This is a genomic window from Actinomycetaceae bacterium MB13-C1-2, from assembly GCA_035621235.1.
Lineage (GTDB): Bacteria > Actinomycetota > Actinomycetes > Actinomycetales > Actinomycetaceae > Scrofimicrobium.
Genome location: CP141731.1, coordinates 2451372 through 2465821, shown reverse-complemented (window position 1 = coordinate 2465821; position 14450 = coordinate 2451372). Strand labels below are relative to the sequence as shown.

The 14450-nt window shown below is 63.0% G+C and carries 15 protein-coding genes; 1 reads left to right on the top strand and 14 read right to left on the bottom strand.

Annotated elements, in window-relative coordinates:
* Positions 1–16: 16 nt before the first annotated feature.
* The 13 genes from U6G28_10975 to U6G28_10915 form a co-directional block, all read right to left on the bottom strand.
* Positions 17–556 carry a hypothetical protein gene (locus tag U6G28_10975; protein ID WRS30013.1) on the bottom strand — a complete coding sequence of 180 codons (540 nt, stop codon included), beginning with the start codon at positions 554–556 and terminating at the stop codon, positions 17–19.
* The gene (locus U6G28_10970; GenBank protein ID WRS30012.1) at positions 553–2109 is read right to left on the bottom strand and encodes an ATP-binding protein; all 1557 of its coding nucleotides are present in this window, start codon (positions 2107–2109) and stop codon (positions 553–555) included. The genes U6G28_10975 and U6G28_10970 overlap by 4 nt, the downstream gene beginning before the upstream one ends.
* Entirely contained in the window at positions 2106–2918 is an 813-nt protein-coding gene (locus U6G28_10965) for a hypothetical protein (GenBank protein WRS30011.1), read from the bottom strand. The genes U6G28_10970 and U6G28_10965 overlap by 4 nt, the downstream gene beginning before the upstream one ends.
* A 107-nt stretch (positions 2919–3025) precedes the next feature.
* Complete coding sequence (locus U6G28_10960) at positions 3026–4504, bottom strand: SCO6880 family protein (GenBank protein WRS30010.1); 1479 nt, start codon at positions 4502–4504, stop codon at positions 3026–3028.
* 6 nt (positions 4505–4510) lie between these two features.
* A complete protein-coding gene (locus tag U6G28_10955) occupies positions 4511–5980 on the bottom strand; it encodes a conjugal transfer protein TrbL (protein WRS30009.1) in 1470 nt (489 codons plus the stop codon).
* A 43-nt stretch (positions 5981–6023) separates the two neighbouring features.
* A complete protein-coding gene (locus tag U6G28_10950; protein WRS31245.1) occupies positions 6024–6296 on the bottom strand; it encodes a DUF6112 family protein in 273 nt (90 codons plus the stop codon).
* A 265-nt stretch (positions 6297–6561) separates the two neighbouring features.
* The gene (locus tag U6G28_10945) at positions 6562–8385 is read right to left on the bottom strand and encodes a hypothetical protein (GenBank protein ID WRS30008.1); all 1824 of its coding nucleotides are present in this window, start codon (positions 8383–8385) and stop codon (positions 6562–6564) included.
* A gap of 158 nt (positions 8386–8543) precedes the next feature.
* Positions 8544–8810 carry a DUF6112 family protein gene (locus U6G28_10940; GenBank protein ID WRS30007.1) on the bottom strand — a complete coding sequence of 89 codons (267 nt, stop codon included), beginning with the start codon at positions 8808–8810 and terminating at the stop codon, positions 8544–8546.
* Positions 8811–8812: 2 nt separating this feature from the next.
* The gene (locus tag U6G28_10935) at positions 8813–10426 is read right to left on the bottom strand and encodes a M23 family metallopeptidase (GenBank protein ID WRS30006.1); all 1614 of its coding nucleotides are present in this window, start codon (positions 10424–10426) and stop codon (positions 8813–8815) included.
* A gap of 15 nt (positions 10427–10441) precedes the next feature.
* Complete coding sequence (locus tag U6G28_10930; GenBank protein WRS30005.1) at positions 10442–11122, bottom strand: hypothetical protein; 681 nt, start codon at positions 11120–11122, stop codon at positions 10442–10444.
* A 42-nt stretch (positions 11123–11164) separates the two neighbouring features.
* A complete protein-coding gene (locus tag U6G28_10925; GenBank protein WRS31244.1) occupies positions 11165–11644 on the bottom strand; it encodes an IS5 family transposase in 480 nt (159 codons plus the stop codon).
* Positions 11645–11651: 7 nt separating this feature from the next.
* Positions 11652–12047 (bottom strand): transposase, encoded by a 396-nt coding sequence (locus U6G28_10920; protein WRS30004.1) that lies wholly within the window; start codon positions 12045–12047, stop codon positions 11652–11654.
* Positions 12048–12079: 32 nt separating this feature from the next.
* On the bottom strand, positions 12080–12544 hold the full coding sequence (locus U6G28_10915; GenBank protein ID WRS30003.1) for a DNA-processing protein DprA: 465 nt from the start codon (positions 12542–12544) through the stop codon (positions 12080–12082).
* Here U6G28_10915 and U6G28_10910 point away from each other — a divergent pair.
* Positions 12543–12902, top strand: coding sequence for a DUF4287 domain-containing protein (locus U6G28_10910; GenBank protein WRS30002.1), 360 nt, complete (start codon positions 12543–12545; stop codon positions 12900–12902). The genes U6G28_10915 and U6G28_10910 overlap by 2 nt on opposite strands.
* Here U6G28_10910 and U6G28_10905 read toward each other — a convergent pair.
* Positions 12820–14433, bottom strand: coding sequence for an ABC-F family ATP-binding cassette domain-containing protein (locus U6G28_10905; protein ID WRS30001.1), 1614 nt, complete (start codon positions 14431–14433; stop codon positions 12820–12822). The two genes, U6G28_10910 and U6G28_10905, sit on opposite strands and share 83 nt — an antisense overlap.
* Between the last annotated feature and the right edge of the window lie 17 nt (positions 14434–14450).

Sequence of the window (14450 nt, the reverse complement as noted above, 5' to 3'; positions counted from 1 at the left end):
GACGCTGCTTGCCGGTTCATGGGTGTCTCACGATCTCGTAGTTCCCGGAGACGCGACCGATCAGTACGACTTCCCCAGTGGATGATGCATCGAATTGAGTGGCCTCAAGGAGTGCACGGGCACGCCCGGTGTGGGAGGCACCGGTGTGGGTGACGATGATCGCGACGCCAATGTCTTCACCCGGGATGAACCCTTCCGCGGTCACTTCCACAAGCTGTGGGGCGGCCGGAGTCTCAAGCACTGTCTCTGTGTTCGCAGGCTCTGGTTCAGGGCGGCTGCGGCGGCTTGGGCTGGGGGTGATGATGTCGGTGAATGAGGTCCCGTCCGATTCGTGCACCTCCACTCGCACCGGGGTGCGGCGTTGATCGGTGATTCGGTCCATGATGCGTCCGAAGTCGCTGCGCAGCCACGCAGGCGCAAACGCCTCAGGTGCGAAAGGCGCACCGTCAACTGTGACGGTTAGTGCCCCTCCTGTGTCCACGGTCACGACCACGAGCGGAAGTGACACCGGCGGCTGGCCCTGTTGCTGTTGGGCACGAATTTCTCGACGGCTCATAGCCCCTCACCATCCTGGTTCAGGCTCAGCGAGGCCGTGGGTTCGTCAGCATCGATGGACTTCTCACTTTTGGTGATCATGCGGGTGGTGGTGTCGAAGGCGTCGAGTTCTGCCGGGTGGAGCTGATGCTGGATCACGAACGAGCGGTCCTTGATCCGCCACAACCCCTGCCCAGTGCCAAGCCCCGGGAGAAGCTTCTGTTCTGTGCCGGTGAGTCCGAGGGTTTGGGCGGTGATGCCGAGTTGGTCGGATTCTTGCCGGTAGATGATCCGTGTCTCCGCGTTCGCAAGCAGGCTCCTGGCGAGGGCGCGCATGGCGGAACCTGAGTCGCCGACGTTGTCGAGGTCGGTGAGTTTGTGGAAGATCAGCATGTTTGCGATCCCGTAATGACGGGCGAGCCGCCACTGGGCATCCATGCGTTTCAGCAGTGCTGGGTGGGACATGAGTCGCCAGGCTTCGTCGTAGATCACCCACCGCTGCCCACCGTTGGGGTCCATGAGGGCAGACTCCATCCACGCACTGGAGCAGGTCATCAACACCGAGATCAGGGTCGAGTTTTCAGCCACCCGAGACAGGTCCAGGCTGATCATCGGTAGCGACGGATCAAATGCCACCGTCGACGGCCCATCGAAGAGGCCCTGGAGGTCGCCTGCGACGAGGCGGCGCAGGGCGTGCCCGACCATGCGACCGTCTTCGGCGAGTCGCCCGTCTTCGTTATCTGTCGGGTCGGGCGTGAGAATCAGGTCAACCACCATTGGCAGGATCGGCACATCGTTACCCGCGACAACGGCGGTCAGGGCGACATCGATCGCGGTGTGCTCCAGCGGAGTCAGCGAGCGTTCCAGCACGGTGGCGGCGAGAGCACCGATGAGATCACGACGGCGAGAAGCGACTTGGGTGGCCCATTCGTGGTCCGACAATCCTGAGGGGCGGTGGCCTTCATCGAGGGGGTTCAACCGGTTGCGGAGCCCGTGGCCGAGGACGATGGCTTGCCCGCCGACCATTTCTGCGACCGGCGTATGCTCACCCTTCGGGTCCCCAGGTACGTAGACGCGGCGACCAAACGGAATCGACCGGGTGTAGAGGCTTTTCGCGAGGGAGGATTTACCGGAGCCGACGATGCCTGCGAGCACCACATTCGGTGCGGTGATCAGGCCGCGCTGGTAGAGCACCCATGGGTCATACACGAAGCTGCCTCCCGAGTAGAGATCCTGACCCACAAACACGCCATCAGAGCCGAGCCCACCTTCAGCGAGGAACGGGTACGCACCCGCCAACGCAGCGGAGGTGTCTTGGTGGCGTGGGAGTCGGAACCTGCCCGGTGTGGAAAGTGCAGCCGGACCGGGTTCACCCGCTGCCGGGAGGTAGCGGGTGTTGCGACGTTCCGCTCGTTCAGCTTCTGCGCGCTCTTTGGCTTCGGTAGCTCGTGCCCTGCGTTCTTCGGCGTGGAGAGCGGCGGCGGCATCGCGGCGTGCTTTGCGGTGCTTGCGGCGTTCCCCTTCTGGGCCGACGAGCACGGACGTGTGCAGGCGTTCATCAGCGTGGCGGTTCACAGTCCCAGCCCCCGATCACGCACCACAGCACTGATACGCGCGGGGCGGAAGGGGTGGGCGAACGCATCCTCCCGCGCAGAGGACGCACTCGAAGCGTGACGGGCTGGAGGTTCAGGCCGTGCCGGTGCAATGTCGGCGTCCACACCATCGATTTCGTTGATGGCGTCGGTGTCGAGGAGAGCTTTGCGGAGCAGGCTGACGTGACCGAGGTGACGGTTTGCGATCAGCAGATAGTCGCCGTGTTCAGCAGTCCAATCCAGTGCACCGGTCGGTACAGTGTCGTAGACGTGCCCGTGAGCGAGCGCCGTGTCGGTGGTTTCGTTCCCGTAGTCCCACCGCTGGAGGTGTTGGATGCCTGTGGTGATCCCGTCGGCATCGATCTGGTCAAGCACCCGGTCGGCTTCTTCTCCTTGGAGGAACACCACACTCACATACCGCTGCACCGTTTCGGCCACCGGATGTGCGGGATGCCAGACGATCCGCCCGGAAGCTTGCGACGCGGCATCGAGCCGGTCAATCGCCGCATCCAGCAGTGACCCCGCTTGATGAAGTTCATCGGAGGCCGCCAACGCGTCCCCGGCACCGATCTCGTGGTCGCCCGCGTCGTTGAAGGCACGGTCCTGGTGCGTGAGGTGGGTAGTGGCGAGCTGGTCGAACACTTGCCGGAGGGAGCGGACCCCGGAGAGGAGGTCACCGATCACCGCATACGTGTCGGCCGGGTTGTCAAACGTGCGGGTCGCGTGGGCAAGGCCGCGCAACGCCTCGGATGCTTCGGCAGCATCACTGAGGGGGTTATCAAAAGTGGGCATGAGTCTGAACGCCTTTCACAGAACCGTGTCGGATGGGCGTCAAACAGGTGCACCCCTGTCACCCCGGGCATACACCGGAGCAACCAGGGGTGCGCCCAAAAATGGGGTTAGACGGTGCGCGCGAGCGGAAGCGCGGCGACTGTGAACGCTTGGGCTTGCTGGCCGACAAGGCGACGGGTTTCACAAGATGCTTGGATCGCGGCCTGCTCAACCGCGGAGACCGCCGCTTCGAGGTCATCTTGTGTAGGGGCGGAGATGTTGATGAGACCGGTGTAGCGCAGGATGCCGTGCCCGGAGGTGAGGTCGGCTTCTTGTTGGAGCACGTCATGGTATTCAGCAGTTTGTCCGGCGTCTTCGATCTGCCCGATCTTCTGCCGCTGCGCCGCGTCACTGATGTATTCGGTCTTCTTCTTCCGAATATCCCGAGCCGCCTGATCCGACCTGATCGGTGTACACACCAGCGAGAACGAGCGCTGAATCCCCGTCGAGAGCAGTATCGGGGCGAGGAACCCCGGATAGACAAGCGAGCGTGGCCACTCGCTGATCCACAACACCGCATGATGCGCCGAGTCCGACCGGAGCTGGTCCCAGGTTTCGGTGATAGCGACCGGGCCTGCGGTGGCAAGATCACGACCGAGGTCACCGTGACGTTCCAACGTAGCGGCGATCGCCGGGTCATAGGCGCTGCGCAGGATGACGGCGACCTCGCCAGGGGTGAGCCATTCTGAGGGGGTGAGGTCTGCGGCGCGCAGCGCGGCAACGAGGGTGGTCATTTCCTGCCGAAGCACTGCGGCAGCCCCGCGCAGGCCGCCGCCTGCGGTGCGGATTATTTGCCGGGCCGCGGTTCGCATATCGAGCGCAAGCGACAACGTGGTGGCATGGCGTTCTCCGGCGGGGCCTGCCCGATCGATGAGTTCGGCATACGTAGTCGCCGTCCAAGAATTATCTTGGTGGCCGTGGGAGGCCCACCATTCGGCAAGCCCCGACCCGGAATCTGGGAGGGTGCGTTCGAGCACCTGCAAACGCGCGATCCGCCCGGAACGGCAGGTGGTAGCGAGGACGCGGCCCCAGGCGGTGACGCGGCGTTCTTGTTCACCGGGGTCGAGGAGCACGAACGCGGGATGCGAGAGGCTGATGATCGCAGTGAGGGTGTGTTGGTGCGGGTCGTGAATCATCGCTGCCCCCGTCTCTGGGTCCACATACTCTCGCAGCGCGGCGGCGTCACCGGGGAGGGCGAGGGTGCCCGTTGGGCGGGGTTTGACGATACGGCGGCGATACAACAGCTGCCCGATGCTGACCCGCCATATCCATCTGAATCCGACCGGCACCCACTCGATGAGTTTCCGGCCCCCAGCTGGCACCCATGTGAGCACGGCTGCAAGCAGCCAGATCGGTGCGGCGTAGGCGATGAGGATGCCACCACCGGCGTAAAGGGCAGCAACGATTGAGAGGATACCGATGGCGAGGGTAATCAGTTGCGGTAGCGACAACCCCAACAGGATGCCACGGCGGGTGAGCCGGGAGAATTTCACCGCCGACAGCTCATAGTCATCGCGGCGACGGTCGTGTTCGTGTTTGCGTGCCATAACGGGTTACTCCTTCGGCTTCGGGGACGACGGCGGTGCCGGTGGTGGTGTCGTCTTCGTAGGTTGCGCGGGCGGCGCAGGTGATGCCGACGACGCTGCTGTTGCCGATGCTGATGACGTGGCAGACGGCGCAGAGGGTGCCGAACGTGCAGTGCCAGGTGTTGTCTGTGCCGGGGCGTTCGGCGTGGGAGGGGGTGCCGTGTCTTGTGCTGCGCCTGCGTGGGCGTCAGCTTGTCCACCGACCGCGGACCCGGCTTTGGGGCCAGCGGTGGCGGCTCCCTTGACTACCTGCGCGCCGATCACTGCGGCTGCGGCAGGACCAGCCGCAGCCGCCCCTGCGCCAGCACTGGCTCCCGCGCCTCCGGCTCCTGCACCCGCGCTTCCAGCTGATGCGCCACCGGCGGCAGCGCCCTTCCCAGCGCCAGCGGCCGTACCCGAAGACGAGCCACCACCGGTGCTTGCTGGTGCCGATGATCCGCCCCCGGATTTTCCGCCGGAACTGCCAGCGTCATCAAGGATTTTCTTCGGTCCGTCACCGGCCGGTTTCGCGACGGTTGGCACAGGACGGTTCATCGCCGATTTCGCTTCCTGCTCACTCGACATCGCGTGGTACATGTCGAACCCGACGAACGAGATGAACTTGTACGCCATATAGGGTGCGAACGCCGCAATCAGCATGAGCACGATTCCCGCTATCGGGTCCGCAATGGACGCCAAGTCGAGGTCGATGGGGGCTGAGACTTGGGTGATGGCGACGAGGAAGATCACCACCAGCACAAGCTTCGAGGCAATCAGAGCGATGACGAAGGCTGCCCATTTGGTGAACCATCCCTTGGTGGCATCCCAGGATGCTCCGGACAGGGCAATGGGGGCGAATACGATCGCCACCAATAGGAGTGCTTTGCGGATGAGAAGGCTAAACCAGACGATCGCTGCGGCACTAATCGCAAGTCCTGCGAGGAAGATCGTGATGATCGCTCCTACCCCTGGGGCGGTGATATTGATACCGACAAGCCCCGCGGCAAGCAGAGCGATACGGTCGCCCATGCCTTCCATCGTGTTGCCGGTGGCTTGGACGATCCCGATCGTGAGCTGGTCGGTGATCTCCAAAAGCAGTCCGGTGATGCTGATAGCGACAAACGATCCGAGGACAGCTTTCGCGAGTCCGAGGGCGGCGCGGCTAAGGGCGGTGGGGTCGCGGCGGATGAGTCCGGTGATCAGTTGCAGACAGAAGAAGATCAGCATGATGAACACCGCCATACCGAAGAGCACGTTGTACACCCCGATATAGCCGGGGTCAGACACGTCCACCAGGGTTGTGGTGTCAAACACGCTCCAGACGGCCTCGAAGAGCCATCCGGCGGCTTGGCCCATGGCTTGGGCGAGCCAGTCGAATGGTGCAGAGACGAGGGTGGCGGCTGCTTCACCGGCCACGTCGCACACGTTGGAGATGACGGGGATGTCGCAGATCGCCACCGCACATCACACCCTTCCTGAAAACAGTTGCTCGTGCTGGGGGTTAGACGGACTGGCCGACGTTCCAGAAGAAATTGACCAGCGTCACCGAAGCTCCGCAGATGATCGCCGCACCACAGGAGACGAGGACGCCGACCTTCCCGCGCCCAGCCAGGTGCGGGTTGCTGCTGTTTGCGCCGAAGCCCCACACGATCGCCGACACAATGAGCGCCAACACGCTGAGAATGAGGCCGACGGTCATGACCGCGCCGACGATGGTGCGCAACTGGTTAATGCCCGGTAGTCCGGAACTGTTGGGGTCGATATCGATCTGCATCGGCAACAGTGTTGACAAGATGGGTGTGGTTTCGGTGAGGAAAGTCAGGGTGTTCACGACGGTGGCTCCTTCAGTTCGTGGAAGCACGTTGCTTCTCCCAGAACAGGTGCACACTCGCCGCCCACTACCCGCAGGTGGATTACTGGATTGCTTGGGCCGAAGACCTGGATGTAACCGATGCAAGTGTCATAGCGATTCTTGCCCGGTACTTTCATTTGGAGTGCCGGGCACCGCAGACACAGCGACAAGACTGCCGGACGAACGGCTACTGGCGCAGAGCAGCTAACGCGTCGTCACAGGCGCTCGCAACGTCGGCAAGGTGAGCTTCGCGAGCGTACCCACGAAGCTCGCGAATACCACGCACCCAGGCGCGAAGGTCCTCTGAATCTTCCCTAACAATTATTGCTCTTGCTACTCGATCCCACTCGTCCTTCGACCAAGGCGAGGCACCGTCGAGACTGCTGGCCGCAGTGATTGCGGTAAGTCTGAGAATAGATTGCTTCGCATCTAGCGATTCAAGGCCTTCCGTATGGGTTCTAAACCTGTCCAGGGAGGTGACGAATACATGTTCTCGCGACGGCGTGGCGACACAGATCGTTCCTAAAGTTATTGAATCAGAAAACACGGCGCTAAGCACCGCAGCGAGAGTCATCCAGTCCGGTTCTGGTCCGCTGGCGTGAATGATCGCGCCTTCGTCATTTACATCAACAGAGTCACATTGGAGGCTGAATGTTCCCAGCAAGAGCGCTACCGCAGCGTCGCGATCTCTCGGAGCAAGGTACTGATTGTATTCAAAGTCAATCCCGTGGCGTGCCACGGCGAGCGTCACACCCACGAACGTGGCTATCACGGTTTCAAGGTAGGCGAGGAATCGATCAATGAAATGGTCCGTCGAGAAGTAATTCCCATCAATCTTGAGGCCATGCTCGCTCAAATCAATATCAGCGTGGGCTCCGGCGTTACGTAATGCGGGAGTTAGATTCTCGTCTAAGAGGAGCTCGGGATGACCTGATGCGGCTTTCGCTATGACCGCTCCGCCATTCTTACGACTCAGCGTTAGATACTCCTCTATCGAGCTTGACAGCATAGTCGCCAGCGTGTGTTTCAATACGCCATCGCGAAAGGTCGCTACCGCTTCGACCGCTCGATGGGCTACTTCGAAGTCGCTGCTACCGCTAGTAAAGATCCCTTGATGAACAGACGCAGCGGCACTCCCCAGAAAGGCCGCCGCACGTGCGTGGCGACGCTTCCACTCCTCAGACTGCATGAGTCCCTTGCTCCCAGTGCCGACCGCGGCGTCCGAAGCGGACAGAATTTGAGTGAAGGAATCCAAATCGAAGGAGGACAGAGCCATTGAGTGAATAGTGTGCTCCTGGAGCCCCATTCCTTCTGAGGCCGACTCCCAGCCCACCCCAGCCCTTAACGCCTGATCGAGTTCTTTTAGAGAAGACTTATATCCTGCAAGTTGTCGTGCAGACCGGCCAATGTTATTGAGCGCCTCTGAGGGCGATTCTTCCGAGAAAACCTCGTCAGCTTGGTTTATGCGACTGATGTCCGCGAGTATGCTCTCCGCTTCTTCAAAAATCGTGTTCCCTTGGAGTTCAAGGTTCTGAGCAGAGAGCATGTCGGGCGCTCTTAATGCTTCGACGAAAAGGTCAGCACCTTCAGCAAACTTCTGAAGCGCGCTACCTATGATTTTTCCACGATTTCGCTCTGGCCTTGGCAATTGGTTCTGCCAGTTGGCCACCAGTTGGTCCAGCAACGCAAACGCTGCCACCAATGAGTCGGCGGTGCGGTCAGTCCGGGAGGAGTCGGCCAGGGCGCGGAGTACGTGCTTTATCGCTCGGTCAAGTTCCGAAGGAAGACTGTCTAATACGGGAGAGATATCGCGATCTGAGGGCTGTCGCTTCTCCCGAAACTCAACGACTATGCGTTCCCGACGTTGCAGGTCGTGCTGGACCTCATGATGTTTCGGTTTTGCCCCGCAGTCAGGGCATTCACGCGCAAGCAGCCGCACTCCATTGCATCGTGTGCATGTAATAGTGCCAAACTTCAAGAGCAATCCGTCTTTGCGTTTTTGTCGCGCCATCTCTGCTCCTGCTTCCTCTGATTTGAAATACGTATCTCAGTAGATCATGAGGTACTGACATAGCAGAGATAGCTAGTGTTGGCGATGATCCTCTTGAACAGCCAGAATGCCCGCACCACACACGATGGCACGGGCGAGGAACCGAGAACCGGGCGTGGTTAGAGGGTGGAGCCGAGGTTGATGAGCCAATTTACCCAGGTGACTGCGCCCCCGGCGAGGATCGCAGCACCCAGCGCGGTCCAGGCACCGATACGGGCTTTCGATGCTGCGCCATGGTGGCCGTTCGCCGTGGCGATCGCCCACGTGATGGCGCAGATGATGAGCATGAGGACGGCGATGATGAGCACGAACGTCAGCAGCGCACCGATCACTGCGGTGAGGTCGCCTGCACCTCCGACGCCACCGAAATCGGGAAACACGTCCATGGTCAGGCTCCTTCTTTGACGGTGATGTGGAGGTGGTCGAAATGGCCCCCAGTGATATCAGCGGGGTCGTGCATGCCGCCACCGTTATAGGGCCGCCACCCTTCGGCGTCTTGGGTGAGGGACCAGATGCGTCCCTGCCAGATCAGATACTCCACCCCGAGCATTTCGGCGTGGGTTTTGAGCCAGTTGGTGACCGCCCACCCATTCTCGAGTGAGGCCCCGGTAGCGGGGTGGCCGATGCGGTTGCCGAACGTCACATCGCATGCCCGTCCGAGCGGATGCTCGGATCGGGTGCCGGGGCGTGGCGAGTAGCAACCCCAGCCGGTGCCCGGGAACGCGGTTCGGGTTTGGTTCATGACGTGCAGCATCCGGGCCGTGATCTGCCCGCCACTGGTGGGATCATCTACCATGGCGTCTGGTTCACCGGTCATCCCGCCGGGTGCGGGTGCGTCTCCGCCTGCGGCGCAACCGGGGCCAGGGGTCTGGCCGCCGTCGGCTTCGGTTGCGCCGTGTTCTGTCAGCCAGGCGTCAGCGTCGATGGTGTCGCTGCCGGTGCTGCCGGGACGAACCTCGAAATGCAGGTGCGCTCCCGTGGACCGGCCAGACGATCCGACATCGCCGATGTGGGTGCCTGCGGTGACGGCCTGTCCCGGCGTGACGTGGATGCCGTGCTGCCACATGTGCGCATACGCGGTACGCAGCGTCTGCCCGCTGACGGTGTGCTCGATGACGATCAGTCCGCCGTACCCGCCAGTGAATTCTGCGACCGTGACCCGCCCGTCGGCGGCGGCATAGATCGGGGTGCCGTCGGCCGCGCCGTAGTCGGAACCGGAATGGAAGGAACGCTCTCCGGTGAAGGGGTCTGATCGCCACCCCCACGCACTGGTTTTCGTCCACGTTCCTGCCGGGAGCGGAAACACGATCCGGCTCGTCTCCGGCACCGCCCCTGCTTCACCACCAGCTCCGGGCGCAGGGCGTGTGAGCGCGGTGAGGATCGCTTCGGCGACCGGCTGATAGTTCTGGTATCGGTCGGGGTAAGCGGACACTTCGACGGCTTGGGCGGCTGCGCCCATATCCATCTGCTGCCAACCTGGAATATCAAGTAGGCCCCGCGGTGACGGATAGTTTGGCCCCGTCGGTCCGCCATAGAAGGCGCGGGCCTGGTAGGTGGTGTCCATGAGGTCCGCGACCGTGCCCCATCCGGCTTGTGGGCGCATTTGAAACAGGCCCAGCGAGTCGTGGTCGGAGCCGTTGCCGTCGTTCGGGTAGTTCCCGGATTCGGGGTAGGTGCCGGTGTTCGCCAGTTGCCGGAGTGTGGACTCCGTGAGCGCTGCCATGAGGGCGATGGTCACCCCACGGGTGTCGATCCCGTCGGTTTGCCCGCCGACGGTGATGATCGTTGCCGCATGGGTGAGCTGCCTTCGGTTCAGGGTGAACCGTTCACCGTTCTTTGTCGTCACGTCGAGCGAGTCCGGGATGGGTCCGACCGTGAGGGACATGCCAGGAAGGCAGGAAGCTTGCGCTGCGGGGTTCATCACCAGCCCAATGCCGAGGAGCACGATGGTGGGGCCAAAGCACACGGCCGCAATGATGAGAGCGGCAAGGATTTTGCGCATTCCGGGCACCAGCCTTTACGTCAGGGGCTCGTCGATGCGAGACAGGCGCAGCAGATGGCAGTGATCGAAGGTCGGCTGGCAGGTGATGAACATCGTGAACGCCACTGGCCGCGAGGACTCCACTGGCTCCGTACCCCAGATGCCTTCACGGTGACGGGTGCCCGTCACCGTGTACGCGGTCGTGCCCGGGAGGAGTTGCCCGGGTGCGGCTTGGGCTTCGGCGTCCGCCCACGCGGCGGGTATGTAGAGGTCGTCAACGGTCAGCCATTGGGAGGTCTGATGGATGCGCAACTGCGCCCACTGCTCCGGGGAGGGCAGGTAGGTGCGCACATCAGCGGCGAGCCCTGCGGTCTCGGCGCCGGTGGGGTCCCCGACATCGACAATGACCTGCGCATACTCCGAGTACTGGTAACCACTGGCCGTATCCCACGTGAACAGCGCCACCGCCACGTCACGCGCGAAATCCTCAGCACGGGTGGTGTCGCGAATCTCGTTCGGCCCAGTCCGCGTCGCCGGATGCCGCGGCGACGGGGCCACTGTGTCAGTCTGGCCGCTGGGTTCCGGGTCGGGGCTGCTGGTGTGGGGGCCGCGGATGAGGCCGTAGATGCCGATGCCCGCAAGAAGCACGAAGGCAAGGGCACTTGCGATGGCCGCGATGAGCACGCGGCGATGCTTCAAAACAGTGGAAGAGTTCATACCTCCCAGGTGCACTACCCGTCCACGAGCGATGGGTTTCAGCTAGGGCGTGTCTGTTAAATGTTTGAGCCAAGCGATCACCCCGTTGAGCACTACCGCGGCCCGGTACACAACCGCGAGCTTGTCATACCGGGTCGCAAGCCCACGCCACTGCTTCAACCGGCAGTAACCACGCTCGATCACGTTCCTGCCTCGATACTTATCCGCATCAAACTTCAGCGGCCGACCACCCCGTGAACCCCGTCGTTTCCGATGCCCTTGCTGATCACGAGGCTCAGCAATTACCGCCTCAATGCCACGCTGACGCAGATACGCTCGGTTCCCACGCGACGAGTACGCCTTGTCACCCAACGCCGCAACTGGACGGGTGCGGCGACCAACCTGCAGCTGTTCCATCAACGGAATGAACAACGGCGCATCACCATCCTGCCCGGCCGTGCAGATCGTCACCAACGGTAAACCATGCTGCCCATCGACGAGCTGATGAGTTTTCGTCGAGAGGCCGCCTCTGGAGCGGCCAATCGCGTGATCAGGCGGCTCGGTCAGCAGATTCTTGTAATTCGACGAAGCCCTTTTTTAGGCGGGTGACGTTCGTCGCGTGCTGGTGTGCGCGAGCAATCGTGGAGTCCACTGACACATCCCAATCGACCATCCCTGCACGGTCGGCATACTCGTGTAGTCGAGCCTGTACATGGTCCCAAGTACCATCCTTCGCCATCCGGTGGTGCCACTGCCACACTGTTTGCCATGGCCCGAAGGTTTCGGGCAGATCGCGCCACGCGATTCCGCACCGGTACCGATAGATAATCGCCTCGATCATCAACCGGGCATCAGCGAAGGGGCGGCCCTTCTTCCCGGTCGGGCCTGGCATCAAATCGGAGATTAGATCCCATTGCTCATCAGATAGAAGCTGGAATCGAGACATGGTTCCACGATCCCAGCTTCCTTAAGAATCAATTAACAGACACGCCCTAGCTCTCCCGAGAGGTCTTCGGCGATGTGTGTGCCATAGGCAGTGGCGGCTCTCGCGCCAGTGACGGTGACGAATCGTGAAAGTGTGTTGCTGAGCAGATTCGTGCGCCCACGCGCCCACAGTGCATACGGGGCACGATCGCCGAGATCGGTGATGCCAGCCGGCCAATCTGGATCGCTCGGGATCAATACCCGGTAGTCCTCGCTGCTGAACGTCTGTGCGGCAAGATAATTTGTACTCGCTCGGGAACGCATACGATCTCGCCAAACGGCCGATTCGACCGCATCTATTCCTGGGACGGCGATGTCGCGCTCGATCAGAGAGATCGCCTCAACTGCGCCGACTCGACTGAGAAGCGCGCCGATCGAGAGGTCGCACGGTGTACCGATCACGGCCAGCAGCTGGCGAGCCGTTCTTTCGTCCTTGGCGAGGGCAGTGAGCGATGGCATGGGAAGCCTCCTTGGCTACGTGTCGCTCAGGAGGTGCGCGCGAGCTGCCCTGGTGGCCAGAGTTCACGCGACGTACCCTGAAGACGCCCCCGAGCATCGAGAAGACATACGGGCGCCCCATTCAGGAATGGCTGGACCCGGCCGCCGACCGACTCGACCGCACAAGCATATGGAAGTCGTCGAGTGGCTGAAGACCGAACACGGTCTCGGCCATGGTCACGCCAACGCGATCGTCGCCTACGTGAGCGGCGTGCGTCGGATGATGAGCAAGTACGTCAGTCGTGGAGGGTGCCGTCACGGCGCAATTCGAGCCGCACCGCGACGCCGACCCGGTCGAGGAACGCGTCGTCGTGGCTGACCAGCAGCGCCGCGCCGCGGTATGCCGATAACGCGTCCACGAGCTGGTCGACCGTGTCGAGGTCGAGGTTGTTTGTGGGTTCGTCGAGTACAAGCAGTTGCGGGGGCGGGTCGGCGAGCAGCAGTCGCGCCAGCGCGACCCGGAAGCGTTCGCCGCCTGACAGCGCCGATACCGGTCGCAGCGCAGTGTCGCCGCGTACGAGGAAGCGTGCGAGTCGGTTGCGGATCTCGGCGGACGTCACCGTGGGTGCGGTCGCGCGCACGTTGTCGAGAACGGATGCCGCGTCATCGAGCTGATCGGAGCGTTGAGGCAGGTATCCGACGCGGTCGGTGAACAGCTCGGCACGAACGCGCGGAAGGATACCGGGGGCACGGGCCGCGGCATCCGGTTCGATGAGTCGTTCGAGCAGCGTCGTCTTGCCGACCCCGTTCGGTCCCACGAGGGCGATGCGTTCCGGTCCCTGCACGACGAACTCGTGCTCGCCGTCACCGAGCATCGCGATGCGCCTCCCCGCGGGCACGTCGGGGTCGGGCAGGTCGATGCGCACGCGGTCGTCGTCGCGCACCCGCCGCTCGGCTGCGTCGAGCGCGGTGCGTGCCTCATCGACCTTCGCGGATGCCTCGATGCGAAGCCTTCCCGCCGACACCTGCGCGGCACGCTTCTTGCCGTTCATGATGATCTTGGGCTCGCGCTTCTGGGCCGACGCCTTCTTCGCGATCGCTGAGCGCGTCGAGAGCATGGACTCCGCCCGCACCCGATCGCGTTTCTCGCGGCGCAGAGCGCTCGCCGCGGCCGTCTCTGCCTGTCGTGCCGCCGCCTGCTCGGCCTCGAGCCACGCCCGCCACTGCGAGTAGGGGCCGCCGAACACCGACAGCTCACCGGCGTAGATCTCGGCGGTCTCGTCGAGCGCATCGAGTAGCGTCACATCGTGGCTCACCACGATGAGTGCGCCCCGCCACGCGCGGATCACGTCGTAGAGCCGTGCCCGCGACTCACGGTCGAGGTTGTTGGTCGGTTCGTCGAGCAGAGTGACGTCGGCGCCGCGAAGACGGATACCGGTCAGCGCCGCCAGCACGGACTCACCGCCCGACAGCTCCCCGACGCGCCGGTCGAGGGCGCCGGGCGGCAGCCCCGCCTCGGCGAGTGCTGCGTGCGCGCGGGCTTCGATGTCCCAGTCGGCGCCGACCGCGTCGAAGTGCGCGGGGGCGACGTCACCGGCTTCGATTGCGCGCACCGCGTGGAGCGGGGCGTGGATGCCGAGCAGCTCGGCCACCGGGACATCGGTGTCGAGGGTGAGGTTCTGCGGCAGGTACGCCACCTCACCGTTGACGGTGATGTTCCCGGACCCGGGTTGAAGCTCGCCGGCGATGAGCCGCAGCAGCGTGGACTTGCCGCTGCCGTTGCGGCCGACGAGGCCGGTGCGCGCATGTGAGAACGCTCCCGCCAGGTTGGCGAGCGCGGGTGTGCCGTCGGGCCACGCGAACGTGACAGCATCGAGCACGACAGAAGGATGGGTGGTTGATGCGGGCATGGATGCCTCCGAAGTCA